Annotated in this window: 20 protein-coding genes, 1 tRNA gene and 1 pseudogene; 6 read left to right on the top strand and 16 right to left on the bottom strand. The window is 65.9% G+C overall.

The window, feature by feature from the left end; genetic code table 11:
- Positions 1–7: 7 nt before the first annotated feature.
- The 5 genes from QRN53_RS02685 to gcvH form a co-directional block, all read right to left on the bottom strand.
- Entirely contained in the window at positions 8–601 is a 594-nt protein-coding gene (locus QRN53_RS02685) for a MerR family transcriptional regulator (RefSeq protein WP_285242481.1), read from the bottom strand.
- A gap of 231 nt (positions 602–832) precedes the next feature.
- On the bottom strand, positions 833–1,336 hold the full coding sequence (locus tag QRN53_RS02680) for a bifunctional nuclease family protein (RefSeq protein ID WP_018763527.1): 504 nt from the start codon (positions 1,334–1,336) through the stop codon (positions 833–835).
- A complete protein-coding gene (gene ftsR, locus QRN53_RS02675) occupies positions 1,336–2,052 on the bottom strand; it encodes a transcriptional regulator FtsR (protein WP_285242480.1) in 717 nt (238 codons plus the stop codon). Before ftsR ends, QRN53_RS02680 begins: the two co-directional genes overlap by 1 nt.
- Positions 2,053–2,075: 23 nt before the next feature.
- Positions 2,076–2,552: an FHA domain-containing protein gene (locus QRN53_RS02670; protein ID WP_285242479.1), complete on the bottom strand. Its 477-nt coding sequence runs from the start codon at positions 2,550–2,552 to the stop codon at positions 2,076–2,078.
- Between the two features lie 156 nt (positions 2,553–2,708).
- On the bottom strand, positions 2,709–3,095 hold the full coding sequence (gene gcvH, locus QRN53_RS02665) for a glycine cleavage system protein GcvH (protein ID WP_285242478.1): 387 nt from the start codon (positions 3,093–3,095) through the stop codon (positions 2,709–2,711).
- Between the two features lie 167 nt (positions 3,096–3,262).
- On the opposite strand from gcvH, the gene QRN53_RS02660 reads away from it, so the two are divergent.
- A complete protein-coding gene (locus QRN53_RS02660) occupies positions 3,263–4,132 on the top strand; it encodes an Fpg/Nei family DNA glycosylase (protein WP_285242477.1) in 870 nt (289 codons plus the stop codon).
- A 137-nt stretch (positions 4,133–4,269) separates the two neighbouring features.
- On the opposite strand, the gene QRN53_RS02655 is transcribed toward QRN53_RS02660, so the two are convergent.
- The 10 genes and pseudogenes from QRN53_RS02655 to QRN53_RS02610 all read right to left on the bottom strand — a co-directional run bounded on the left by QRN53_RS02655 (position 4,270) and on the right by QRN53_RS02610 (position 13,873).
- Positions 4,270–4,346 (bottom strand) — tRNA-Pro (locus QRN53_RS02655).
- 136 nt (positions 4,347–4,482) lie between these two features.
- On the bottom strand, positions 4,483–6,033 hold the full coding sequence (gene der / locus QRN53_RS02650; RefSeq protein WP_285242476.1) for a ribosome biogenesis GTPase Der: 1,551 nt from the start codon (positions 6,031–6,033) through the stop codon (positions 4,483–4,485).
- Between the two features lie 10 nt (positions 6,034–6,043).
- A pseudogene (locus QRN53_RS02645) lies at positions 6,044–6,761 on the bottom strand (lysophospholipid acyltransferase family protein).
- Positions 6,754–7,467: a (d)CMP kinase gene (cmk, locus tag QRN53_RS02640; protein ID WP_285242474.1), complete on the bottom strand. Its 714-nt coding sequence runs from the start codon at positions 7,465–7,467 to the stop codon at positions 6,754–6,756. The pseudogene QRN53_RS02645 and the gene cmk overlap by 8 nt, the downstream one beginning before the upstream one ends.
- Positions 7,467–8,576 carry a prephenate dehydrogenase gene (locus QRN53_RS02635; protein ID WP_285242473.1) on the bottom strand — a complete coding sequence of 370 codons (1,110 nt, stop codon included), beginning with the start codon at positions 8,574–8,576 and terminating at the stop codon, positions 7,467–7,469. The genes cmk and QRN53_RS02635 overlap by 1 nt, the downstream gene beginning before the upstream one ends.
- Positions 8,577–8,579: 3 nt before the next feature.
- Complete coding sequence (locus tag QRN53_RS02630) at positions 8,580–9,791, bottom strand: pseudouridine synthase (RefSeq protein ID WP_285242472.1); 1,212 nt, start codon at positions 9,789–9,791, stop codon at positions 8,580–8,582.
- Between the two features lie 112 nt (positions 9,792–9,903).
- Positions 9,904–10,572, bottom strand: coding sequence for an SMC-Scp complex subunit ScpB (scpB, locus tag QRN53_RS02625; RefSeq protein ID WP_285242561.1), 669 nt, complete (start codon positions 10,570–10,572; stop codon positions 9,904–9,906).
- Positions 10,573–10,574: 2 nt separating this feature from the next.
- Positions 10,575–11,390, bottom strand: a complete 816-nt coding sequence (locus QRN53_RS02620; RefSeq protein WP_285242471.1) for a segregation and condensation protein A — start codon at positions 11,388–11,390, stop codon at positions 10,575–10,577.
- Between the two features lie 8 nt (positions 11,391–11,398).
- The gene (locus tag QRN53_RS02615; protein WP_285242470.1) at positions 11,399–12,298 is read right to left on the bottom strand and encodes a ParA family protein; all 900 of its coding nucleotides are present in this window, start codon (positions 12,296–12,298) and stop codon (positions 11,399–11,401) included.
- Positions 12,299–12,529: 231 nt separating this feature from the next.
- Complete coding sequence (locus QRN53_RS02610) at positions 12,530–13,873, bottom strand: cation:dicarboxylate symporter family transporter (RefSeq protein ID WP_285242469.1); 1,344 nt, start codon at positions 13,871–13,873, stop codon at positions 12,530–12,532.
- A 158-nt stretch (positions 13,874–14,031) separates the two neighbouring features.
- Here QRN53_RS02610 and QRN53_RS02605 point away from each other — a divergent pair, with 158 nt between their 5' ends.
- Positions 14,032–15,666, top strand: coding sequence for a sensor histidine kinase (locus tag QRN53_RS02605; RefSeq protein ID WP_285242468.1), 1,635 nt, complete (start codon positions 14,032–14,034; stop codon positions 15,664–15,666).
- A complete protein-coding gene (locus QRN53_RS02600; protein ID WP_285242467.1) occupies positions 15,663–16,376 on the top strand; it encodes a response regulator in 714 nt (237 codons plus the stop codon). Before QRN53_RS02605 ends, QRN53_RS02600 begins: the two co-directional genes overlap by 4 nt.
- Positions 16,377–16,405: 29 nt before the next feature.
- On the opposite strand, the gene QRN53_RS02595 is transcribed toward QRN53_RS02600, so the two are convergent.
- Complete coding sequence (locus QRN53_RS02595; protein WP_285242466.1) at positions 16,406–18,310, bottom strand: propionyl-CoA synthetase; 1,905 nt, start codon at positions 18,308–18,310, stop codon at positions 16,406–16,408.
- 175 nt (positions 18,311–18,485) lie between these two features.
- Between QRN53_RS02595 and QRN53_RS02590 the strand changes: the two genes are divergently transcribed.
- From QRN53_RS02590 to prpB, 3 genes are read left to right on the top strand one after another with little or no spacing between them, the layout of a single operon-like run.
- On the top strand, positions 18,486–19,142 hold the full coding sequence (locus QRN53_RS02590; protein WP_285242465.1) for a GntR family transcriptional regulator: 657 nt from the start codon (positions 18,486–18,488) through the stop codon (positions 19,140–19,142).
- Positions 19,135–20,655 (top strand): MmgE/PrpD family protein, encoded by a 1,521-nt coding sequence (locus QRN53_RS02585; RefSeq protein WP_285242464.1) that lies wholly within the window; start codon positions 19,135–19,137, stop codon positions 20,653–20,655. The genes QRN53_RS02590 and QRN53_RS02585 overlap by 8 nt, the downstream gene beginning before the upstream one ends.
- Positions 20,655–21,557 carry a methylisocitrate lyase gene (gene prpB / locus QRN53_RS02580; protein WP_285242463.1) on the top strand — a complete coding sequence of 301 codons (903 nt, stop codon included), beginning with the start codon at positions 20,655–20,657 and terminating at the stop codon, positions 21,555–21,557. Before QRN53_RS02585 ends, prpB begins: the two co-directional genes overlap by 1 nt.
- Positions 21,558–21,587 lie beyond the last annotated feature (30 nt).

Raw genomic sequence — 21,587 nt, 5'->3', positions numbered from 1 at the left:
ACTTTAGTCAGCTGATCTTCCGCGCTGCACGACGCTTGCTCAGTTCGTCGTCGGGAAACGATGGTTCCGCGGCATGTTCGCTGGGCAGTGACGCGAGGCTGCCTTCCACTTCCCGCCAAACGCGGCCCACGGCGATGCCGAAGACGCCCTGGCCGCCTTGGACGAGATCGATGACTTCGTCGGCGGAGGTGCACTCGTAAACGCTGGCGCCGTCGCTCATCAGGGTGATCTGGGCCAGATCTTCCACGCCGCGTTCGCGCAGGTGTTCGACGGCGGTGCGGATCTGCTGCAGGGATACCCCGGTGTCCAGGAGACGCTTGACGACCTTGAGGACCAGGATGTCGCGGAAGCCGTACAGCCGCTGTGAACCGGAGCCGGCCGCGCCGCGGACGGCGGGCTCCACCAAACCGGTCCGCGCCCAGTAATCGAGTTGCCGGTAGGTGATGCCCGCAGCCTTGCAGGCCGTGGGGCCACGGTAGCCCGCGTCCTCGTCCAGTACCGGAAGGTCCTCGGTGAACAGGAGGCCCTGGGCACCGCTCACGGGCACAGCAACACCAGCCGTGGGCTGTTTCAGCCCGCCTGCTTCGCCTTTGGGACTCACCTGGATCCTCCTTGTCGTACGCTCCCAGGAACTCTTCAAGGCAGCTTCGGCATGAAGACCATGCGTGTAATTGTCGCGGGGCGCACTTTCCAGTGTGACTTGCGCGGCTGCCGTAAGCAAGGGAACTTGATACTTCGACGTTAGGCCCGGCAGGTCCCGAGGTCAAAGACGTTGAGGGGTTGGAAGAGGCGTGTCGAAACTTTCAGCCTCAACTTTAACCTTAACGTGATCTTAGCCGTCGAAATCCTCTGGTTCCACGTCGTCGAGGAATTCGCGGAACCGGCGCATTTCACGCTCTTCGTCGACCGTGGGGCCGGGCTCGGTGTCCTCACCCTCGTCGTGCTCGGTGATGCGGACGCCGGCCTCATCCATGACCGAATCGGCACACCAGATCCGGCATTTGGCACGAAGGGCAATGGCCAGGGCATCGGAGGCCCGGGAGCTCACGGTGGTTCCGTTTTCGAACTGCAGCTGGCCGTAGAAGATGTTGTCCTCCACGGCCACGATGTTGACGCTGACCACGGAGTGCCCCAGCGACTCCACCACATCCACCAGGAGGTCGTGCGTCATGGGCCTGGGCGGGACCACGCCCTGCTGGGCAAGCGCTATGGCGCTGGCCTCAGGCGTGCCGATCCAGATGGGGACATGGCGTTCGCCGTGCATCTCCTTGAGCAGGACCAGCGGCTGGTTGGACGGCAGTTCGATGCGAACGCCTACGATCTCTACTTCAATCATCAGATGTCCATGCGTGAGATGTGGTCCTGCACCAGGGCCCGGTGCAGGGTGAGGCACAGATCGCTTATCTCGCGGGCTGCCTCAGCGGCCCGCGCCTGCGATGCCGAGTCCTTGCGCGAGGCAAGCGGCGCGACGGCCCGTTCAACGAGGCCGAATTCCCTCTCCGCCGCCGCCTGGAACGGACGCAGGTGGCGGGGCTCAAGCCCATGGCTTTCCAGCTGCACGCACGCGCGGGCAACCTGGAGGGCATGCTCATCGAACCGGCCGTTGCTGTGGCTGATCAGCCCGAAGCTCAGCAGTGACTGCAGGAGGGGGACGCTGGCTCCGGATTCGGCCCGGAGCTGTTCCTCGCTCAGTTTCCGGCCGCGGTTCTGCAACTCGGCCGCAAGTTCGTCCGAGACGATACGCGGGGAGACCACGACGCCGGGCGGCAGGTTTTCCGGCCGCTCTCCCCTGTCGATCGCATCCAGGTAGTCCTTGATGACTTTCAGGGGGAGGTACTGGTCGCGCTGCAGCGCCAATACGAAGCGCAGCCGTTCGACGTCGCCGTCCGAATACTGGCGGTAGCCGGCCGGTGTGCGGCGTGGATTGATCAGGCCCTTTTCTTCAAGGAAGCGGATCTTCGACGCCGTCATACCCGGGAAGTCAGCGCTGAGCTGGGCGAGGACTTCGCCGATATTCAGGACCTGGGGGCCCCGGCGTTCCGGTTGTGCCATTGCCACAGGCAGTGGTCCCCGGTTCAGCTGCGGCCTGCAGCCGTGGCAGGGCTCAGGTAGAAGGTGAGGCGGAACTTGCCGATCTGGACTTCACTTCCGGACTTGAGCTCCACGCTGTCCACCCGGTCATGGTTGACGTAGGTGCCGTTGAGGCTGTTCTTGTCCACCACTTCAAAGCTGCGGGCGGTGCGACGGAATTCGACGTGCCGGCGCGACACCGTGACGTCGTCAAGGAAGATGTCCGCATCCGGGTGGCGGCCGGCGGTGGTTACGTCCGAATCCAGCAGGAACCGGGCGCCGGCGTTCGGGCCGCTGTGGGCCACGAGCAGCGCGGAACCGGCAGGCAGGGCCTCCACGGAGTTGCGCTCGTCCGAAGAAAGCTTCGGTGCGATGGTGGGCTCATCCGTGATGGGCGTGAGATGGATCGAGGTGGTCTCCGACGCCTTAGCCGCACCCGTGCCGTAATCCCCATCGGCAGGGTTGTGTCTGTGGCCAGCCATGGATTCCTCCTCTTAGACGTGCAGGGCATTGGCCCGCAACCGACGATTGCTTCCCGGCCCTGCCCGGCAGGTCCGGAACCGGCTCCCGATCCGGCCACTGACGTGCGGAGACGTCCTGCCTGCGACGCGGGGCCGGACCGGATTTACCGGTTAGCTTTAGCCTACCTGTTGTTCGTACTCCGATGCACTGAGCAGCGACTCGACGGCGTCAGGTTCGGCCAGTTTGACCTCAATCAGCCAGCCGTCGCCGTAAGGATCGGTGTTGATCAGGGCCGAATCGGTGTCCAGGGAGTCGTTGCGCGCCACGACCTCGCCGGAAACGGGCGCGTAGATGTCGCTCACGCTCTTGGTGGACTCGACCTCGCCCACAACTTCGTTTGCCGTAATCTTCGTGCCGATTTCGGGCATCTGGGCGTAGACGACATCGCCAAGGGCATCCTGGGCAAAATCGGTGATTCCCACGCGGACCACGCCGTCGGCATTGGGGGCCGTGACCCACTCATGTTCGGCGGTGTAGGACAGGTCTTCGGGAATGTTGCTCATGGGGGGCCTTTCATCGGGGTGCGCGCCAAGGTCACGAGGGGCCCGGAAATCGGGCCGCCGCTGAAAGTATAGGCATAACTGCCGGGGCGGGCACCGGGGTTTCTGACAAGATGGGACCCATGAGCGCAAGCACTGGTGCAGCATCCCTGCGGCGGGGCGGGTAGGCCATGCCGGAACTGCCCGAAGTAGCCGGCCTGGCCACGTTCCTGGATGAACACCTGCGGGGGTGCACCCTCGCCAAGCTGCAGATCGTGTCCTTCGCTGTCCTCAAGACCGCCGACCCGCCCTTCAGCGCCCTTGAGGGCCAGGTGGTTTCCGGGGTTCGGCGGTTTGGAAAGTTCATCAGCATCGATACCCCGGGCGTGTCGTTGGTGTTCCACCTGGCGCGCGCGGGGTGGGTGCGCTTCACCGATTCCCCCGCGGACAGCCAGCTCAGGATGGGCAAGGGCCTGATCGCCGTCAGGTGCACCTTCAACGGCCCGGACGGCCCTCGGGGCCTGGACCTGACCGAAGCGGGCACCAAGAAGAGCCTGGCGGTCTACGTCGTGCGCGATCCGCAGGATGTGCCGGGCATTGCTGCGCTGGGCCCCGATCCCTTCACGGAGGCGTTCGACGCCGGCATGCTGGGGCAGATCCTGCAGGGCAGCTCGCAGCAGATCAAGGGGCTCCTGCGCAGCCAAAGCGTCATTGCCGGCATTGGCAATGCGTACAGTGACGAAATCCTGCACGCCGCGCGGATCTCCCCCTTCGCGATTGCCAAGTCCCTGGACCGGGAGACGGTCCAAGTGCTTTATGACGCCATCCACAGCGTGTTGGGGCAGGCGCTGGCAGAAGCCCGCGGCAAGCCGCCCAAAGACCTCAAGGACGTCAAGCGAAGCCACATGCGGGTGCACGCCCGCACCGGGCAGCCGTGCCCCGTCTGCGGCGACACGGTCCGTGAAGTCTCCTTTGCGGACACGGCGCTGCAGTACTGCCCCACATGCCAGACCAAGGGCAAGATCCTTGCGGACCGGAGGACCTCGAAGTTCCTGAAGTGATGGCGTCCGGGAAACAACACCCCCTGCCGGATATAACACCTCCAAACACCGGGGTGCGTTGTCCGGCAGAGGGTGCGCAGCAAAACAACCAAAAAAGCGGAAAGCGCCGGAGATAATCTCCGGCGCTTTCCGCTTTTTGGTCGGGCTGACAGGATTTGAACCTGCGACCCCTTGACCCCCAGTCAAGTGCGCTACCAAGCTGCGCTACAGCCCGCTGGTTCCGCCGTTCTCCGCTGCATTCGAATCAAGGATTCTCATCAGCAGTCCGGCCGAACCACCTAGAAGAGCTTACACGATCCGGAGGGGTGCCAGTGACACTTTCCGGCGATCAGCCCCAGGGTGTGTCGCAATTAACGCTTCCGGCCGCGCTTCTCGCGCACGCGCATGCTGACCTCGATGGGGGTGCCTTCGAATCCGAAAGTTTCACGCAGCCGGCGGGTGATGAACCGGCGGTAGCCGGGGTCCAGGAAGCCGGTGGTGAACAGCACGAACTTCGGCGGCCGGCTGGAGGCCTGGGTGCCGAAGAGGATGCGCGGCTGCTTGCCGCCACGGACCGGGTGCGGGTGCGCAGCCACGAGTTCGCCGAGGAAGGCATTGAGGCGTCCGGTGGGAATGCGCTTGTCCCAGTTCTCCAGGGCCAGGTCCAGCGCCGGAACCAGGCGGTCTTTGTGCCAGCCGGTCTTGGCGGAGATGTTGACCCGCGGAGCCCATTCGACGTGGGCAAGGTCCTGCTCGATTTCCCGCTCCAGGTAGCGTCGGCGTTCGTCGTCGAGAAGGTCCCACTTGTTGAACGCCAGCACGAGGGCGCGTCCGGACTCGATGGCCAGCTGGAGGATGCGGACGTCCTGCTCGCTGAGGACCTCGTCCACTGCGAGGAGGACGACGGCGACCTCCGCCTTTTCGAGCGCGGCCTGCGTGCGCAGGGAGGCGTAGTAGTCCGCCCCCTGGGCCATGTGCTGGCGGCGGCGGATGCCGGCGGTGTCCACGAAGCGCCAGGTGCGGCCGCCGAGTTCGATGAATTCGTCCACGGGGTCGCGGGTGGTGCCGGCGGTGTTGTCCACCACCACGCGTTCGGATCCGGCGAGCTTGTTCAGCAGGGAGGATTTGCCCACGTTGGGACGGCCGATCAGGGCGATCCGGCGGGGTCCGCCGGATCGTTCCACACCCTCCACGGTGGAGAACTCGGGGAGGATGTCCATGACGTGGTCCAGGAGGTCGGCCACGCCGCGGCCGTGCAGCGCCGATACCGGGTACGGTTCGCCGAAGCCGAGGCCCCACAGTGCGGCACTTTCCGCTTCCTGGGCGAAATCATCCACCTTGTTGGCCACCATGATGACCGGTTTCTTGCTGCGGCGAAGCATCTTCATGACGCCTTCGTCCGTGGCGGTGGCGCCGACAGCGGAGTCCACCACGAAGAGGACGGCGTCGGCCAGTTCCACGGCCATCTCAGCCTGCTCTGCCACGCGGGCGTGGATGCCGCGGGCGTCATGTTCCCATCCGCCGGTGTCCACCAGGGTGAAGTTGCGCCCGTTCCAGTTCGCGGAGTACATGACGCGGTCGCGGGTGACGCCGGGAGTATCCTCAACCACTGCTTCGCGGCGGCCCAGGATACGGTTCACCAGCGTGGACTTGCCCACGTTGGGACGGCCGATGATGGCCAGGACGGGGTCCAGCTTGAGTGGACCCTCAAGGTCTTCGTCGCCGTAGTGTCCGCTGAGCAGGGCGGCGTCGTCCTCGTCGAGGTCGTAATCCTCGAGGCCGGCCCGGAGGGACGCGGCACGCAGCTCCGCTTCGTCGTCGCCTATGGCCGCGAGCCGTTCGGCGACCTGGTCGCTGCCGGAGGGTACGTATTCGTCGTCGCCGGCACCGGAATGCCCGGAAGTCTGGGTGGTGTCGCTCATTGCATTGTCCTTAGTGGTCATCTGCCGGCGTCCCCGGCTACTGCTGTCAGGTCTTGGTGATCAGCGAAAGGCAATGGCTGCCCGCTGAGGTTGATGGTGTCCTGGACATGCCCAGCCAGGGCTGCACGGATTTCCTGCGCCGCCCTGTCCATTGAAGCACGCCCGCTTTCGCCGGCCCGGCGGGCCAGGGTAAGGGCTGTTCCGAAGCTGACATGGAATCGCCGCCCGGGCCGAGGAACGGAATCCAGGTGCTCGGCGCCCTGGCGGGTGCCGAGGATGGCCACCGGAACCACCGGCGCGCCGGTGTTCAGGGCCAGCCAGGCCACGCCGCCGTTGATGTCTTGTGCCGCCCCGCTCCCCCGCGTTCCCTCGGGCAGAATTCCGACGCAGCGACCGGCGTCGAGCACGGTCTTGCAGCGCTGCAGCGCGCCGCGGTCCCCGCTGCGGTCCACGGGAAGTTGTCCGGAGGCGGTGAGTACCCTGCCCAGGAAGCCTTTGAACATCTCCTGTTTCACCAGGATGTGCATGGGCCTCGGGGCCGCGCCGAACATCACGGGCCCGTCCAGGAAGCTGATGTGGTTGGCCGCGAAGATCACGGGACCACCGGTAGGGACGTTGCTCCTGCCGGTCACGGACGTCCGGTAGACCACGTGGTCCAGCACCCATCCCACCGGCCTGCTCCACACCGTGGTCAAACCTGACGGCAGGCCGGCTCCGGCGTCAGTCACGGTTGAGCACCTTGGTGACGATAACGAGTGCGGCATCCACGGTCTGCTCGAAGTCCAGTTCAGAGGAATCGAGCGTGACCACGCCGTCTGCCGCCTGCGTGAAATTGACGACGGTGGAGTCCTTGGCGTCCCGGTGCGTCACCTGGGCCGCAAGTTGTTCAGCGTTCTGGGTGCCGCCCAGCTGGATCCCGCGGCGGCGGAGGCGTGCTTCTTCGCTGGCGGTGAGGAGCATCCGGACCTCTGCCCCGGGCGCGACGACGGTGGTGATGTCCCGGCCTTCCACCACCATGCGGCGGTGGTGCTTTTCGATCAGGTCCCGCTGCCGGCGGATCAGTTCGGTCCGGGCGCCGAGCGTGGTGGCGACGGCGCTGACGGCCGAGGAGATCGCGGGCTCACGGATGGCATCGGTGACGTCCACGCCGCCAACCCGCACGTATTCCTCCTGCGGACTGGTGCTCAGTTCCAGCACGAAGTCGCGGGACGCCTGTTCCACGGCCGGAGTATCCTCCAGGTTGATGTCCTGGTTCACGCAGTACCAGGTCAGGGCACGGTACATGGCACCGGTGTCCAGGTAGGCCAGCCGGAGCCGGCGGGCGACTTCCTTGCTCACGCTGGATTTGCCGGAGCCGGACGGCCCGTCGATGGCGACCACCAAGGGCCGTCCGATGCGCAGCGCGCGCATGGTTTCGAGAAGTTCCTGTGTCATTACTGAAGTACCCGCCATCCGCGGTCGTTGAGGGCTTCGATCAGGTGGTCGTGCTTGTTCGGCAACACAGACAATTCCACCATGCCAACGTTTTGTCCGGATGAGTGATCGAGCCGAAGGTCTTCGACGTTCACTCCGATTTCACCGATCTCGGTGAGCAGCTGGGCGATCTGCCCCGGCTTGTCATCCACCAGCACGGTCAGCCAGGAATACGCCTGCGGCGGCCCGCCGTGCTTGCCGGGAATCCGCGCCTGGCCGGCGTTGCCCTCGCTGATGAGCTGTGCCAGGTCCAGGCGGGCGCCCGGCGCAGTGGGCTGCTCCAGGGTTCCAATGAGCCGGTTCAGGTCATCGCGGACACCGTAAAGGATCTCCACCACCTTGGCCGCATTGCCACCCAGGATCTGAACCCACAGGGTGGGATCGCTGGCGGCGATCCTGGTGACGTCTCGCAGGCCGTTGCCGGCCAGTGACAGGGCATGCAGCGGGGTGCCCTGCAGCCGGCCGGCCAGCAGCGAGGACATGACCTGGGGCAGGTGCGACACCAGGGCGACGGCTTCATCGTGCTCGTCCGCCGTGAACTGCGAGGCCACCGCTCCCAGGTCCGAAGCAAGCGAACGGGCCACCTCCAAGGCATGGCCCGAGGTCTCCTCCGACGGGCAGAGCACCCACGGCATGGAGGTGAACAGCTCGCCGCGCGCGGCTACCGGACCGGATTTTTCCCTGCCGGCCATGGGGTGCGTGCCCACGTAGCGCGACAGGTCGGCGCCCAGGCTACGGAGCCGGGCAAGGATGTCCGCCTTGACGCTGGCAATGTCCACCACGACGGCGTCGGGGTAGTCAGAGAGCGCCTGGCAGACGACGTCGGCCGTTACGTCCGGCGGAGCGGCCACCACCACGAGTTGGGCTTTGCCGCTGCCGAGCTCGGACAGCGGGCGGCCGGCCCCAATGTCCACCGCTACCGCCTGGTTGGTTGGTGAGGGGTCGGACAGGAATACGGGTATACCGCGTCCCCGCAGGCCCAGCCCGATGCTGGCACCCAGCAGTCCGGCGCCGATGACCACCACAGGCCCGTCCAGGTGGCCGCGGCCGTGGCTTTTGAACGCGGACATGGATCAGAGCCCTACGGATGCCAGCAGGTGGCCGACTTCCTGCTTGCCGAGGTTGCGGATGCTGCCCTGGCGCTGGTCTCCGAGCCCGATGGGGCCCACCTTGACGCGGACCAGCCGCTGGACCGGGAATCCGACCGCGTCGAAGAGGCGGCGGACAATCCGGTTCTTGCCGGAGTGGAGCACCACTTCGATCAACACGTGGCCGGGCGTGGAGTCCACCAGCCGGAAGGAGTCAACGTTGGCGAAACCGTCCTCAAGCTCGACGCCGGCCTTCAACTGGGCACCAACACCTTGGGGGAACGGCCCGCGCACCTGGACGAGGTAGGTCTTGGGTACCTCGTAAGAGGGGTGGGTCAGCCGGTTGGCAAGTTCGCCGTCGTTGGTCAGCAGCAGCAGTCCCTCGGTGGCGACGTCCAGCCGGCCCACGTGGAAGAGGCGTTCGCCGGTGTTCTTGTTGCTCTTCAGGAAGTCGCTGATGCAGGGCCGGCCTTCCGGGTCCTCCATGGTGGACACGACGCCCTTGGGCTTGTTGAACACCATGTAGACCAGGTTCTCGTCGAGCTGGATCCGCAAGCCGTCGACGTGGATGACGGCGGTTTTGGGATCGATGCGGACACCGAGCTCGGTGACCACCTGGCCGTCCACTTCCACCCGGCCTTCAGCGATCATTTCTTCGCAGACGCGCCGTGACGCGACCCCTGCGGACGCCATCACCTTCTGGAGGCGGACGCCGTCGGCATCGTGGAGTTCCGACTGCGGAACGTTGCCGCGGGGGCCTTTCCTGCGGGCAGGTTTGCGGACCGGGCCAAGGTTCTGGCCGAAGCGTTCGCTGCCAAAGGCGCGGGAGGCGGCCGCACCGGGTGCGCCGGTGCGCGGCTTGGGCTTGGGTGCGCCGGGGGTTCCGGGCGCCTTTTTGGCTCCCGGCTTGCGTGCTGCGGGCTTGCGCGACGACGGCGCGGCCGGCTTGGAGCCGCCTGCTGCGCGTCCCTGCTGGTCCCCGGCAAGGTCGGGGTCGATGAAGCGCTCTTCGCGCGGCTTGGGTGCCCGCTGCGGGCGGTCGCCGCCGAATGCGGACGCGCGCTTTGCAGCTCCGCCCCGGGAGCCTCCGCCCTGGTTGCCGCGCTGGGGTGAATTCCCGCGCTGTGACGCGTTGCGGTCGTTCCCGCCGCGTCCTGATCCGTTACGTGGTGAACCCTGGCGTCCCGCCTGTGTCATGACCCGTCCTTCGATGTTTCGGCCCGCAGAGATGTCCAAGGACAACCCTAGCCAGCCATGCAGACTTCGTCTGCCCTGGTAAGTGAATTGACGCGGACAGGGCGTACCCTGCCTACATCCTGTCGGCGTCGTAGAACTCTGCGATCCCGTCGAGCCCCGGTAGGTGCGGCGACAGGTGGGGCAACTCCCCCACTGAACCGATTCCCATCCGTTCAAGGAAATAGGAGGTGGTCCGGTAGAGGATTGCGCCGGACTCGGGATCGGTTCCCGCGTCCTCGATCAACCCGCGCTGGGCGAGTGTCCGTACGACAGAATCAACATTGACTCCGCGAATTGCAGACACCCTGGCCCGTGAAACGGGTTGGCGGTACGCGATGACCGCCAGTGTTTCCAACGCCGCCTGGGTGAGCCTGGTGGTCTGCCCCTCGAGCACGTATTTGCCAACGATGTCGGCAAACTCGGCGCGGGAGTAGATCCGCCAGCCACCGGCGATGTTCCGCAATTCAAAACCCCGGGGCCTGGAGCCTAGGCCAGCGTGGCTGGCATTCTCCATATCCGGGGCGTTAACAGTATAGCCGTCATACTCGCGTTGCAGTTCGGCGAGCAGAGAACGCACCGTGGCGGGTGTGATGCCCACCCCGGCGGCGAGCTCGTCCTCCGTGGCCGGCTCGTCCAGGACCATCAGGACAGCTTCGAGGGCGGCCTTGGCGCCACCGGGAAGGCCGGCGGCGCCGTGAGCGTCTTCGAAGCCCTCCCCCGGTTCGGGTTGGTGCGGTTCCAGGTTCACAATTGTTCCTCGTATTCTTCGCTGAGGTGCTCAGCCGACCAGTCCCGGCCATCTGCCGTCCAGTGGATAGCCAGCTCTGCCAGCGGGGACAGCTGGTCGAATGAGACGGCTTTGTCCCGGAAGAGCTCCAGCAGGGCCAGGAACCGGGCGACCACCACCAAGGTTGATTCTGCGTCGGCGATCAGGGAGCGGAAGCTCAGCGGGGACTGCCGTTGCAGGCGCAACCCCAGCACCTCGGCCTGTTCCTTGACGCTGACGTTGCCCCCGTGGAGATGGCCAAGGGCCACCTGAGGCGGCTGGGCCGGTGCTTTGGGCCGCAGGGCGGCTTCGGCCATGGCGGCGAATTGTTCAGGCGTGTGCTTCCAGACAAGTTCGGGCAGCATGGCCGCGAAGTGTTCTTCCAGTGCCACCTGCCGCGGGAATCGCCGGCCCTCCTGGTGCAGGGTCTCGCCAAGGATTCCAGCGACGTGCTTGAACGCCTTGTACTGGAGCAGCCGGGCGAAGAGCAGGTCCCTTGCTTCCAGCAGGGCGATGTCTTCGTCGTCCTCGACCTCACCGGCGGGAAGGAGCCGTGCCGCCTTCAGGTCGAGCAGCGTGGCGGCGATCACCAGGAATTCGCTTGCCTCGTCCAGCGCCCACTCTTCGCCGAGTTCCTGGAGTTTCCGGATGTACTTGATGAACTCATCCGTCACGGTGGCTATGGCCACCTCGGTGATGTCCAGCTGGTGCTTGGCAATGAGGCCCAGGAGGAGGTCGAACGGGCCGGTGAAGTTGGCCAGCCGCACCTCGAAGCCGGGCTTTGGTTCGGCCACGGTGTTGGTTAAGGTGCGCCGCCGCGGGCGATCAGTTCCTTGGCCAGCCGGCGGTAGGCGTCTGCCCCCACGTGGTTCCCCGCGTAGCTGGTAATGGGTTCGGCGGCAACGGTGGCATCGGCGAACTTGATGGAACGCTTGATGACGGTCTCGAAGACTTTGTCGCCGAAGGCTTCCACCAGGCGGGTGATGACTTCCCGGCTGTGCAGAGTGCGGGCGTCGTACATGGTGGCCAGCACGCCGTCCACCTGCAGGCGCGGGTTCAGCCGGTCCTGGACTTTGTCGATGGTCTCGACCAGGAGCGCCACTGCACGGAGCGCGAAAAACTCGCAGATCAGCGGGATGATGACGCCGTGGGCCGCCGTGAGGGCGTTCACGGTAAGGAGGCCGAGGGAGGGCTGGCAGTCGATGAGGACGACATCGTAATCGTCTTCGACCTTCTTCAGCGCACGGTCCAGGACCTGCTCCCGCGCCACTTCGTTGACCAGCTGGACTTCCGCGGCGGAGAGGTCGATGTTGGCCGGCAGCAGGTCGACGTTGTCGACGCCGGTCTGGTGGATGGCCTCGCGGATGTCCACTTTGCGGTCCATCAGGACGTTGTAGACAGTGAGGTCAAGCTCGTGCGGATTGACGCCAAAGCCTGCCGAGAGGGCACCCTGGGGGTCGAAGTCCACGAGCAGGACGCGGCGGCCATATTCCGCGAGCGCTGCCGCGAGGTTGATGGTGGAGGTCGTCTTCCCGACCCCGCCCTTCTGGTTCACCATGGCAATGACACGGGCCGGGCCGTGGGAGGACAGCGGCGCGGGTTCCGGGAACTCCCGGTATGGGCGCCCGGTGGGGCCCATCACCGCGTTTTCCAGGTCGAATTCCGTGCCCTCCAGAGTTGCTGAACCCTGTTCGCTGCTCACGTATCTGTCCACACTTTCGATGACGGTGATTTCCTGCGGCTGGCTCGCCAGCGCCGTTCGTTCTGATCCCTAGGTTACAGCGCCCGACACGGCATTCGAGGGAACTTGACTTTCCGCGAATGTTGAGCCTTGACCCTCTAGTTGAGGTCGAAGGTTCATAGTTGGACGCAACAAAACCGCCCCCGCAGCGGGTGCTGCGGGGGCGGTTTCGTCCAGTGGTGCCGGTGAAGATCAGGCCTTTGCCACTTCGCGGGCGCCTTCTTCTTTGGGAGCCATCTCGCCATGGCCGGCGATCATGGTCTGCTCGTCGAAAGGTACCTCGCCGGAGAGGACGCGGGTGACCTGGGCGCCGTCGATCTCCTTGACCCAGGTCCCTACCAGGACCGTGGCGACAGCATTGCCGGTGAAGTTGGTCAGTGCGCGGGCTTCGGACATGAAACGGTCGATGCCGACGATGATGCCCACTCCGCCGAGCAGTTCGGGCCGGTGTGCCTGAAGGCCTGCGGCGAGGGTGGCCAGGCCAGCGCCGGTGACGCCGGCCGCTCCCTTGGAAGCGATGATCATGAAGACCAGCAGGGAGATCTGGGCACCGAGGTCCAGCGGGGTGCCCATGGCGTTGGCCACGAAGAGCGATGCCATGGTCAGGTAGATGGCCGTTCCGTCAAGGTTGAAGGAGTAACCGGTGGGAACGGTCACGCCGACGACGGGCTTGGAGACACCCAGGTGTTCCATCTTGGCGATCAGTCGCGGCAACGCAGCTTCGGAGGACGAGGTGGAGAAGATGATGAGGTACTCACGGGCCAGGTACTTCATCAGCTTGAAGATGTTCACGCCGGCCACTACCTGGAGGAGTCCGCCGAGGATGACCACGATGAACAGCGCACAGGTGATGTAGAAGGCAACCATCAAGGTGAACATGCTCACGATGGCTTGGACTCCGGTGGCACCGACGACGGCGGCGATCGCACCGAAGGCACCCACCGGGGCGATCCACATGATCATGATGAGGATGCGGAATACGAGCGCCTGGCCGTGGCCGATGGCCTTGAGGATCGGAGCGCCCTGCGGGCCCATCTTCTGCAGTGCGAAGCCAACCAGGATGGCTGCCAGCAGGGTGGGGAGCACGGGGATGTCGCTGGGAATGATTCCGAGCAGGAAGTCAACGGTGCTGTCCGTCGCGGCCTTCTTGTTGGGGTCGTACGGGGTGAGCTTGAGCCCTTCACCGGGGTGGATGATGTTGCCCACTACCAGGCCGATGGCCAGGGCGAATGTGGACATGATGATGAAGTAACCCAGGGCGAGGCCGCCCACCTTGCCCACCGTGGCTGCCTTGGCGATGGATCCGATGCCCAGCACGATGGTGCAGAAGATGACCGGTGCGATCATCATCTTGATGAGCTTGACGAAGCCGTCGCCCAGGGGCTTGAGGTTCTTGCCGACCTCCGGGAACAGCAGGCCAACCACCGCACCCAGAACGACGGCGGCGATGACCGCAATGTAAAGATAGTGGGACTTGTCCAGTCCTTTGCGCCGCGGCGTCGCGGTTCCGAGCGACTCTCCTCGTTGAGAAGCCATGATGTGTCTCCTTGTGGATATTCTGATAGACGCTGCGGCGCAGACTCTGGGCTCAACACGTCCTTGCAATGTGATATCCATCATTGGGCACCCCGTGATCCAGCTCACCGTTGCGTTCATATTGGTCGCGGCGCCCGCAGGGCCAGATGGAGGTACGCATGATCCACCGCTGGAGTATTGCCCGCCGGCTGTTCGTCGCAAACCTGCTGATTGTCGTGAGCTTCATCGCCATTGTGGGAACCGCGGCCTACCTCGACGCACGGGACCGGACCTATGACGAAGCAGGCCGCCGGATGGAGGGGGTGGCCGCCTCCATCGCGGCCAATCCGCTGGTCCTGCAGGCCGCCGCCACGCCGGATCCGTCAGCCCTCCTTCAGCCGTACGCCAAGGATGTCACTGCCGCGGCCCGCGTCGATTTCATCACCATCATGGCCCCCGACCGCACCCGCTGGACCCATCCCCGGGATGAGGAACTGGGAAAGCCCTACATTGGCTCCATCGACGCCGCCCTGCAGGGGCAGACGTTTACGGAAGTCACGGCGGGAACGTTGGGACCTTCCGTCCGGACCATCGTTCCGGTCAAGGATTCAGCGGGAACAATCAAGGCACTGGTGGCCGTGGGCGTGACGGTCCGCAACGTCGATGTTGCCTTCGCTGCCCGGCTCCCCGTGCTGCTGGCCCTGGGCATCGCCTTGCTGGTGGGCGGCTCCCTGGCCTCATGGCTGCTGGGCCGGTACCTGCGCCGGGTGACCCGAGGCTGGGGACCCGAACAATTGGCACAGCTCTTCGCCTACTACGAATCGGTGCTCCACTCGGTCCGCGAAGGGCTGATCCTGATCGATGCCAGGAAGCGGGTGGTGATGTACAACGACCAGGCCGCCGAGCTGCTGGGCCTGGCCGAAACCGGAAGCAATGATCCCACGAAGCCGCCGTCGCTGGCCGATCTCCCGCTGGACAGCGAGCTTCGCAGCCTGTTCGACTCCGGACGCACCACCAAGGACGAGATGGTCCTGACAGGTTCCCGCGTGCTGGTGGTCAACCAAGGCCCCGCCCGGGGTCCGGAGTCTTCCGGGGGCCGCGGCAAGGTGCCGGTGTATGGAACTGTTGCGACACTCCGGGACCGGACGGAGATCGAAGCCCTGGGCAACGAGTTGCAGACGATGCGAACCCTGTCCGATGCCTTGCGGGCGCAGACCCACGAACACGCCAACCGGCTGCACACCATGGTCTCGCTCCTGGAGCTGGGCCGGACCGGCGAGGCCCTGGACTTTGCCACGAAAGACCTGGCGTTGAGCCAGCAGTTGACCGATGACATGGTGAGCTCCATCGACGAGCCGGTGGTGGGCGCCCTGGTCATGGGCAAGGTGGCCGAGGCCCACGAGCGCGGGGTCCAGCTGGACGTGTCCACCCTTGGTTCGGGCTCGACGCCGGGTGTAGCCGTCCAGGACCTGGTGACCATCATGGGCAACCTGCTGGACAACGCCATAGACGCGGCAGCGGATGCCCCTGCTCCGCGCCGGGTCCAGCTGACCCTGGAAGCTGACGAGGAAGGACTGGACATCGCGGTCAACGATTCAGGGGCCCCTATAGACCCGGCCGATGCCGAGCTGATCTTCCGGCACGGATTCAGCACGAAGCCGGCCGGCCCCGGGGGCCGGGGCATCGGGCTGGCGCTGGTCCGCCAGGCCGTGGGGCGTTTGGGCGGTACGCTGGCCATCAATGGACGGAACGGCGCCAAGTTCGAAGTATTCCTGCCCGCGGCGGTGCCCCCGGAGAAGGAGCACAGCCAGTGAGCAACATCCGGGTCCTCGTCGTTGAGGATGAAGCGATCGCCTCAGCAGCCCATGCCGCCTATGTGGGGCGCCTGCCGGGATTCGAACTCGCCGGCACCGCCCCGGACGGCCAGTCGGCCCTTCGGCTGCTGAACGAGTTCGTGGCAGCCGGAGAGCCTGTGGAACTGGTCCTGCTGGATATGAACCTGCCGGACCTTCACGGCCTGGACATTGCCCGGCGGATGCGCTCCGCCGGGATCCTTGCCGACATCATCGCCATTACCGCAGTCCGCGAACTGGCCATCGTCCGCAGCGCGGTCGCCATCGGCGTGGTCCAGTACCTGATCAAGCCGTTCACGTTCGCCACGTTCTCCGACAAGCTCGAAAGCTACCGTCAGTTCCGGCACCAGCTGGGCGGATCCGGCACCGGGGCCGGCAGAGGGGGCGCCTCGCAGAGTGATGTGGACCAGGCTTTCGCCAGCTTGCGTTCCCCCTCGGAATTGCCGTTGCCCAAGGGCCTCTCCACTTCCACCCTCGGTTCGGTCCAGGAGTTTCTCCGCCAACAGCCCGCGGCGGTTTCTGCCACCGAAGTGATGGATGCCTTGGGCATGTCCCGCGTAACCGCCCGGCGGTACCTGGAATATCTTGCCGATGCCGGCACCGTTTCCCGCACGGCCCGGTATGGCACCCCCGGCAGGCCGGAGAACGAATACCGGTGGACCGCCCGCTGAGCCCACCGGGGCCGGACAATCCGTTGCCCTCAGCCTTCTCCTGCGCGCCCCGGCCGCAGCACGCCCGCCAGTTGGTCGATAACCCGGGGGTCTTCGATGGTTGAGGGAACGGTGTACTCCTCGCCGTCGGCGATCTGCCGCATGGTCTTGCGGAGGATCTTTCCGGACCGCGTCTTGGGCAATGCCTCCACCACCGTGACGTGTTTGAAGTCCGCCACCGCCCCGATGTCCCGGCGCACCAGGGCCACCAGGTCCTTCGCCAGGAGGTCCTCGGGTATGTCCACCCCGGACTTGAGCACCACGTATCCGCTGGGGCGCTGGCCCTTCAGGGAGTCTGCGACGCCGATCACGGCGCACTCGGCGACGGCAGGGTGCTGGCCGATCACCTGCTCCATGGCGCCGGTGGAGAGCCGGTGGCCGGCGACATTGATGATGTCGTCGGTGCGGCCCATGACGAACAGGTAGCCGTCCCCATCCCGGTAGCCGGAGTCGCCGGTGGCATAGGAACCTTCAAACGCCTGCAGGTAGGAAGAGATGTACCGTTCGTCGTTGCGCCACAGGGTGGCAAGGGTGCCCGGCGGCAGCGGAAGGTCCAGGACAATGTTTCCTTCGGCGCCTGGACCCACCTCCTCGCCGGCGCCGTCGAGGATCCGCAGCCTGAAGCCGGGCATCGGAACGCTGGGCGAACCCGCCTTGATCGGCAGTGGCTCCAGGCCGCGCGGATTCGCGCAGATGGCCCAGCCGGTTTCGGTCTGCCACCAGTGGTCCACCACCGGCACGCCGAGGATGCGGGAGGCCCAGTGGAAGGTGTCGGTGTCCAGCCGCTCGCCTGCCGCGAAAAGGGTCCGCAGGCTGGCGGTGTCGTAGTCCGCCAGCAGCTTCGCCGCGGGGTCGGCCTTCCGGATGGCCCGCAGCGCCGTCGGGGCGGTGAAGAGCACGTTGACCTTGTGATCCTGGATCACCCGCCAGAACGCGCCGGCATCGGGGGTGCCCACCGGTTTGCCCTCGTAGAGGACTGTGGTGGCACCGGCGAGCAGCGGCCCGTAGACGATGTAGGAGTGGCCCACCACCCAGCCCACGTCCGAGGCGGTCCACATGACGTCGCCGGGACCGACGTCGTAGATGTTTTCCATGGTCCAGCGCAGGGCGACGGCATGGCCGCCGTTATCCCGCACGACGCCCTTGGGGGTGCCGGTGGTCCCTGAGGTGTAGAGGATATAGAGCGGATCCGTGGCCATGACGTCCACCGGTGCGACCGGATCCGCGGATGCCATTTCGCTGTCCCAGTCCAGCCATCCGGCATGGTCCGCGGCCGACGAGGCGAAGCCGTCACGGGCTTTCACCAGCACGGGAACACCCGGGGTGCCGGCGAGGTCAAGGGCCTCGACGACGGCGGGCAGGTATTCGATCCGGCGCGACGGTTCGATCCCGCCGGAGGCCGTGACGACGGCGGCGGGGGCGGCGTCCCGGATCCGGGCGGCAAGTTCCTTGGGCGCGAAGCCGCCGAAGACCACCGAATGGATCGCACCCAGGCGGGCAGTGGCCAGCATGGCGATGGCGGCCTCGGGAATCATGGGCAGGTAAATCACCACACGGTCGCCCTTGCCCACGCCGTTTCGCCGGAGCACTCCGGCGAACCGGGCCACGAGATCAGTGAGTTCTGCGTAGCTGTACCGCTGTTGGATGCCCAGCATTGCGGAGTCATAGATCAAGGCGTCCTGGGCTCCCCGGCCTTCCGCCACGTGCCGGTCCAGGGCGTTGTAGCAGGTATTCAGCACGCCGCCGGGGAACCAGCCATAGAGGGGCGCCCGGCTGGAGTCCAGGGCACGGCCGGGCGGTGTGCTCCAGCCGATCTTCCCGGCAGCGTCCAGCCAGAAGTCCTCCGGCTGCTGCACGCTGCGTTCATAACAGTCCCGGTATCTGCTGGTGCCCATGAAGTCATCCCGTCCACGACATTGTGATGCAGGTGATGCTACTTCCTCCCGGAGCCCCTTCACAAGGGTTATGTATACAGAAAATGAGATTTCAGCCAAAGATCCCTAATAAAGCTTGGTCAACCAGCAGACCGTGTATACACTGATGAATGTCCACCGAGGAAGGAGACCTCCCATGCGCGCCAGCGAGAAGGCCTACGCCGCCCTCCGGGACGACATTGTCGAATGGCGGCTGGCCCCCGGGACCGTCCTGGCCGAGGTGGAGCAGTCCGAGCGGCTTGGCGTCTCCCGCACTCCGCTGCGCGAGGCCCTCGGCCGCCTCACCGCGGAAGGCCTCACGACGCCGGGCGGACGCGGTGTGGTGGTCACCGACATCTCCCTTGAGGACATCGACGAACTGTTCGAACTGCGCGAAACCCTTGAAGGCAAGGCCGCCGCGTTGGCCGCCAGCCGCGGCGATGCCGCCACGTTCGAGCAGTTGCAGCGCGAGCTGGCCCATGCTCCGGACCTGATTAACGGCAACGATCCCACGCGCCATGACTACTACGAGCTGGTGGGACGACTGGATGCCGCCATTGATGCCGCGATCTCCAACTCCTACCTGGCCCAGGCCATGCGCAGCCTCCGCGTGCACCTGGTCCGCATCCGCCGGCTGGCCGCCGACGACGCGGCCCGCCTGACTGCCGCGGCCGCCGAACACGCCGCAATCGCCGAAGCCATCGCCGCCAAGAACCCCCGCCTGGCAGAGGCGGCGACCACGCTGCACCTGCACCGCAGCCTTTCCCACGTCAAAGCAACCCACGCATCCCACCATAAGGAGCACCATGGTTAAGGAACACCACGTCCGCGTCTACAAGAGCGAAGAGAACCTGCCCCGCGAGGACCAGCTGGCCTATAAGATCGCCAAGGTCGCCGCCGACCCGGTGGAGGTCACCGACGAGGTGACCGACATGGTCATCAACCGGATCATCGACAACGCCTCCGTGGCCATCGCCTCGCTGAACCGGGCCCCTATCGTCGCCGCCCGCGCCCAGGCCCTCACCCACGGACCCAGCACCGGCGGCAAGGGCTCCAAGGTCTTCGGCATCGAGGAGCGCGTCTCCCCCGAATGGGCCGCCTGGGCCAACGGCGTGGCCGTGCGTGAACTCGACTACCACGACACCTTCCTGGCCGCCGAGTACTCCCACCCGGGCGATAACATCCCGCCGATCCTTGCCGTCGCCCAGCACGTGGGCTCCAGCGGCAGGGACCTGATCCGCGGCATTACCACCGGCTACGAGATCCAGGTCAACCTGGTCAAAGCCATCTGCCTGCACAAGCACAAGATCGACCACGTCGCACACCTGGGTCCCTCCGCCGCCGCCGGCATCGGTACCCTGCTGGGCCTGGACGTGGAGACGATCTTCCAGTCCGTGGGCCAGGGCCTGCACACCACCACGGCCACCCGCCAGTCCCGCAAGGGCGAGATCTCCACCTGGAAGGCCCACGCCCCCGCCTTCGCCGGAAAAATGGCCGTCGAGGCTGCCGACCGGGCCATGCGCGGCCAGACCTCCCCCGTGCCGATCTACGAAGGCGAAGACGGCGTCATCGCCTGGATGCTCGACGGCCCGGATGCCTCCTACATGGTTCCGCTCCCCACCCCGGGCGAAGCCAAGCGCGCCATCCTTGACACCTACACCAAGGAACATTCCGCCGAATACCAGGCGCAGGCGTGGATCGACCTGGCCCGCAAGCTGCACGGCGAGCACCCGGAGGTCACCGATCCCGCGAACGTCGAATCAGTCCTGATCAAGACCAGCCACCACACGCACTACGTGATCGGCTCGGGCGCCAACGACCCTCAGAAGTACAGCCCCACCGCGTCCCGGGAAACCCTGGACCACTCCATTCCGTACATCTTCACCGTCGCCCTGCAGGACGGCGCCTGGCACCACGTGGACTCCTACTCCCCCGAACGCGCCGGCCGCCCGGACACCGTGGAACTGTGGCACAAAGTCACCACCGTGGAAGATCCGGAATGGACCCGCCGCTACCACTCCCTGGACATCGCCGAGAAGGCCTTCGGCGGCACCGTGGAAATCACGCTCAAGGACGGCAGCGTGATCACCGACCAGATCGCCGTAGCCGACGCCCACCCCCTCGGCGCCCGGCCGTTCGCCCGGGAGCAGTACGTCAACAAGTTCCGCACCCTCGCCGCCGGGCTCGTTGAGGAGGCCGAGATCGAAAGGTTCCTCGCCGCCGTCGAACGCCTCCCTCACCTCGCCGCCGGCGAACTGGACCAGCTGAACATCCAAGCCGCCCCCGGCGTCATTGACCTCGCGGCGGCGCCGAAGGGACTTTTCTGATGCTGTATTCGAAGACCACACCGGAGCAAAAGCGGATCCGGTTCCGCGAGTTGCTCTCCTCCGGCACCATCGCGCAGTTCCCCGGCGCGTTCAGCCCGCTCTCGGCCCGGCTGATCGAGGAGAAGGGCTTCGCCGGGGTGTACATCTCCGGCGCTGTCCTCGCCAATGACCTCGGCCTTCCGGACATCGGCCTGACCACCCTCACCGAGGTGGCCACCCGTGCCGGACAGATCGCCCGGATGACCGACCTTCCCTCGATCGTGGATGCGGACACCGGCTTCGGTGAACCGATGAACGTTGCACGCACCGTGCAGGAGCTCGAAAACGCGGGCCTGGCCGGCCTGCACATCGAAGACCAGTTCAACCCGAAACGCTGCGGCCACCTCGACGGCAAGAACGTGGTGGACCTGGACACCGCCACCAAGCGGATCCGGGCCGCGGCCGACGCCCGCAGGGACCCGAACTTCCTGATCATGGCCCGTACCGACATCCGCGCCACCGACGGCCTCGAGGCTGCCCAGCAGCGTGCCAAGGCCCTCGTGGATGCCGGCGCGGACGCCATTTTCCCCGAAGCCATGAAGGACCTCAGCGAATTCCAGGCCATCCGCGACGCCGTCGACGTGCCGATCCTGGCCAATATGACCGAGTTCGGCAAGAGCGACCTCTTCACGGTGGAGGAACTGGCCGGCGTCGGCGTCAACATGGTCATCTATCCGGTGACGCTGCTCCGTAGTGCCATGGGCGCCGCTGAGCGTACTCTGGAGACGATCAAATCCGACGGCACCCAGGAGGCACAGGTTTCGAGCATGCTGACCCGTGCACGGCTCTACGACCTCGTGGACTACGAGGCCTACAACCGCTTTGACACCGGGGTGTTCAATTTCCAGATCCCCGGCATCTGACACCCCACCGGACTGCCGGCCCCGGCCGGT

The organism is Pseudarthrobacter sp. fls2-241-R2A-127 (genome assembly GCF_030209355.1).
Taxonomy (GTDB): Bacteria; Actinomycetota; Actinomycetes; order Actinomycetales; family Micrococcaceae; genus Arthrobacter.
The sequence above is the reverse complement of the archived record's forward strand: the minus strand, read 5'-3'. Positions and strand labels throughout refer to the sequence as shown.

Excerpts from the sequence above, each read along its gene's own strand:
- QRN53_RS02680 (WP_018763527.1), bottom strand. The coding sequence starts at position 1,336 with ATGATTGAAGTAGAGATCGTAGGCGTTCGCATCGAACTGCCGTCCAAC.
- ftsR (WP_285242480.1), bottom strand. The coding sequence starts at position 2,052 with ATGGCACAACCGGAACGCCGGGGCCCCCAGGTCCTGAATATCGGCGAA.
- QRN53_RS02670 (WP_285242479.1), bottom strand. The coding sequence starts at position 2,552 with ATGGCTGGCCACAGACACAACCCTGCCGATGGGGATTACGGCACGGGT.
- gcvH (WP_285242478.1), bottom strand. The coding sequence starts at position 3,095 with ATGAGCAACATTCCCGAAGACCTGTCCTACACCGCCGAACATGAGTGG.
- QRN53_RS02660 (WP_285242477.1), top strand. The coding sequence starts at position 3,263 with ATGCCGGAACTGCCCGAAGTAGCCGGCCTGGCCACGTTCCTGGATGAA.
- der (WP_285242476.1), bottom strand. The coding sequence starts at position 6,033 with ATGAGCGACACCACCCAGACTTCCGGGCATTCCGGTGCCGGCGACGAC.
- cmk (WP_285242474.1), bottom strand. The coding sequence starts at position 7,467 with ATGACACAGGAACTTCTCGAAACCATGCGCGCGCTGCGCATCGGACGG.
- QRN53_RS02635 (WP_285242473.1), bottom strand. The coding sequence starts at position 8,576 with ATGTCCGCGTTCAAAAGCCACGGCCGCGGCCACCTGGACGGGCCTGTG.
- QRN53_RS02630 (WP_285242472.1), bottom strand. The coding sequence starts at position 9,791 with ATGACACAGGCGGGACGCCAGGGTTCACCACGTAACGGATCAGGACGC.
- QRN53_RS02610 (WP_285242469.1), bottom strand. The coding sequence starts at position 13,873 with ATGGCTTCTCAACGAGGAGAGTCGCTCGGAACCGCGACGCCGCGGCGC.
- QRN53_RS02605 (WP_285242468.1), top strand. The coding sequence starts at position 14,032 with ATGATCCACCGCTGGAGTATTGCCCGCCGGCTGTTCGTCGCAAACCTG.
- QRN53_RS02595 (WP_285242466.1), bottom strand. The coding sequence starts at position 18,310 with ATGGGCACCAGCAGATACCGGGACTGTTATGAACGCAGCGTGCAGCAG.
- QRN53_RS02590 (WP_285242465.1), top strand. The coding sequence starts at position 18,486 with ATGCGCGCCAGCGAGAAGGCCTACGCCGCCCTCCGGGACGACATTGTC.
- QRN53_RS02585 (WP_285242464.1), top strand. The coding sequence starts at position 19,135 with ATGGTTAAGGAACACCACGTCCGCGTCTACAAGAGCGAAGAGAACCTG.
- prpB (WP_285242463.1), top strand. The coding sequence starts at position 20,655 with ATGCTGTATTCGAAGACCACACCGGAGCAAAAGCGGATCCGGTTCCGC.